This is a genomic window from Nocardia panacis, from assembly GCF_003598715.1.
Taxonomy (GTDB): Bacteria; Actinomycetota; Actinomycetes; order Mycobacteriales; family Mycobacteriaceae; genus Nocardia; species Nocardia panacis.
Window position 1 is genome coordinate 1 of record NZ_QZFU01000040.1, and the last position, 2,575, is coordinate 2,575.

Genomic DNA, 2,575 nt, shown 5'->3' on the forward strand with positions numbered 1-2,575 from the left:
TCGGCGCGGTCAAACCATTCGACGCCCCATCCTGATTCACCGCACTACCACGCACCACCGCCAACACCCGACGCCCGAGACGACGCGCATCCGACAACCGCTCCAACACCAACACACCAGCACCCTCGGCAAGCCCAGTCCCGTCGGCCTCGGCCGAGAACGCCTTGCACCGCCCATCCGGCGACAACGCTTGCATTCGGGAGAACTCCACAAATCCCTGAGGATCCCCCAAAATTGCTACACCACCGGCCAGCGCCGTCGAGCAGTCCCCCGCCCGCAAAGCCTGACACGCCTGATGCAACGCCACCAACGACGACGAACACGCCGTATCCACCGTCACCGCGGGCCCCTCCAAACCCAACACATACGAAATGCGACCAGACAAGACGCTGTCGATATTGCCTGTCAGTACGAATCCGCTAAGTTCTGCCGGTGCTTGGTTCATCGGCCGCCCGTAGTCGGTTGTCATGCCCCCGATATAGACGCCGGTGTGCGAGCCTCGCATCGTCGAGGGGACGATCCCCGCCGATTCGAACGCCTCCCACGCCACCTCAAGCAGCACTCGCTGCTGCGGGTCCATCGCGAGTGCTTCACGGGGGGAGATGTTGAAAAACTCCGCATCGAACCTGGTGGCGTCGTCGAGGAAACCACCTTCACGCGTATACGCGGTTCCCACCCGGTCGGGATCTGGGTCGTAGAGACCCTCCACGTCCCAGCCACGATCATCCGGGAACCCTGAGATCACATCCCGGCCCTGCGACACCAGATCCCACAGATCACCCGCAGACCGCACCCCACCGGGATACCGACAACCGACACCGACGATCGCGATCGGCTCGTGGGCCATCTGTTCGAGTTGACGCACTCGCTGATTGGATTTGCGGAGATCGCCGATGGCCTTCCGCAGATGCTCACGCAGTTCTGTTTCGTTCGCCATGGTCAGGCTCTCCCGTCGTGTGATGCGGTCCCAGCAGAACTGGAACTGTCGAGCTCGTTGTTCAATGCTTCGAAGAGTTCGTCGTCGGATGCCGAAGCCAGGTCCTCGGCGGATTCATCGGTATCCCAGTCCTCGATACCGGCCAACAGCGCGTTCAGTTTCAAACCGAACGACCGCAGCCGCTGCTCGACATGGCCCTCGACCTGGTCATTCGCGGCAAGAGCGGCGATCATGGACTCGATCTTGTCGAGTCCATCGACAAGGCTTTTCTCGCCGACACCTCGCCGAGAAGACCCATTGCCTGCCTTGCCTTGTATTTGTGTTTTGAGGTAGGTGGCCACCGCGGTGGGGGTGGGGTGGTCGAAGACCAGGGTGGCGGGAAGGGTCAGTCCGGTCGCCCGGGACAGGCGGTTTCTCAGATCGACCGCACCGAGTGAGTCGAACCCGAGTTCCTTGAAAGCACGATCGGATCCGATGTCGTGGACCGAGTCGTGACTGAGCACCGCTGCGACATGAGTACGGACCTCGGCCAGGAGCAGGGCATCCCATTCGGTCTCCGGGACACCCGCCAAACGCCGCGCCAGCGACCCCGAACGCTCGCCTCGCACCGTGACCGAGACCAGACCACGCACTGCAGTGGGCACCACACCCGCGTGTGCTTGTGCCTGCCATGCCGCCGTGTCCACCAGCATCGGCACCAGCAACGAATCGTGTTGACAGCGAGCCAGATCGAACAGTTCCATACCCCGTCGCGCCGGGATCGGCACCAACCCCAACCGATTACGGATCTGGCGTTCGACTCGTGCACGATCAGCGGCAGCGAGCTGCTCGTGCATACCACCACCACCGGTATGCGCCCACAAACCCCACGCCAGCGACGTCGCGGGCAACCCACCAGCCACCCGATGCGCAGCCAGCGAGTCCAGGAAAGCATTGGCCACCGCGTAATTGCCCTGTCCAGGACCACCCAGCAAAGGCGCGGCCGAGGAGAACATTGTGAACTCGACCAAACCCAGCGACGCGGTCAGCTCGTGTAGATACCAGGCCGCATCGAGCTTGGGCCGCAACACCTTCTCGACCTGATCGTGCTCCAGCGACTCCACCGCCCCGTCGTCGAGGACGCCGGCCACATGGAACACCGCGGCCAAAGGACGCTCAGCCGGAATCGAGTCCAGCAACTGCTGCAACCGGTCCCGGTCAGCGATGTCACACGCGATCAGCTCGGCCCGGCAACCCAACTCGGCCAGCTCTGCCCGAAGTTCTTGGGCCCCTTCGGCATCGGGACCACGCCGGCTCACCAACAACAGGTGCCGACCACCGTGCTCGCTGGCCAGATGCCGGGCCAGCACCGCACCCAGCCCCCCGGTACCACCAGTGATCAACACCGTGGACTCGGGATCGACCCGCTGTCGGTTCTGTCGTGTCTTGTCGAGGCTTTCTGCTGCCACACGCGTCAAGCGCGGCACGAACACCGACCCCGCACGCACAGCGAGTTCAGGTTCGTCACTGATCCCCAACACCCCCGCCAGCACCTGGCGTGAACCGTCGACACCATCGAGATCGACCATCGCGAACCGGCCCGGATGCTCCGCAGCAGCACTACGCACCAAACCCACCAACGGCGCCACCGCCAGATCC

General features: G+C 63.6%; 2 protein-coding genes. Both read right to left on the bottom strand.

The features are described 5' to 3' along the window. Positions 1–937, bottom strand: a 937-nt coding sequence (locus tag D5S18_RS27965) for a beta-ketoacyl synthase N-terminal-like domain-containing protein (RefSeq protein ID WP_203236956.1), incomplete at its 3' end; no start/stop codon positions are given. A gap of 2 nt (positions 938–939) precedes the next feature. Then, positions 940–2,575, bottom strand: a 1,636-nt coding sequence (locus D5S18_RS27970; RefSeq protein WP_120044117.1) for a type I polyketide synthase, incomplete at its 5' end; no start/stop codon positions are given.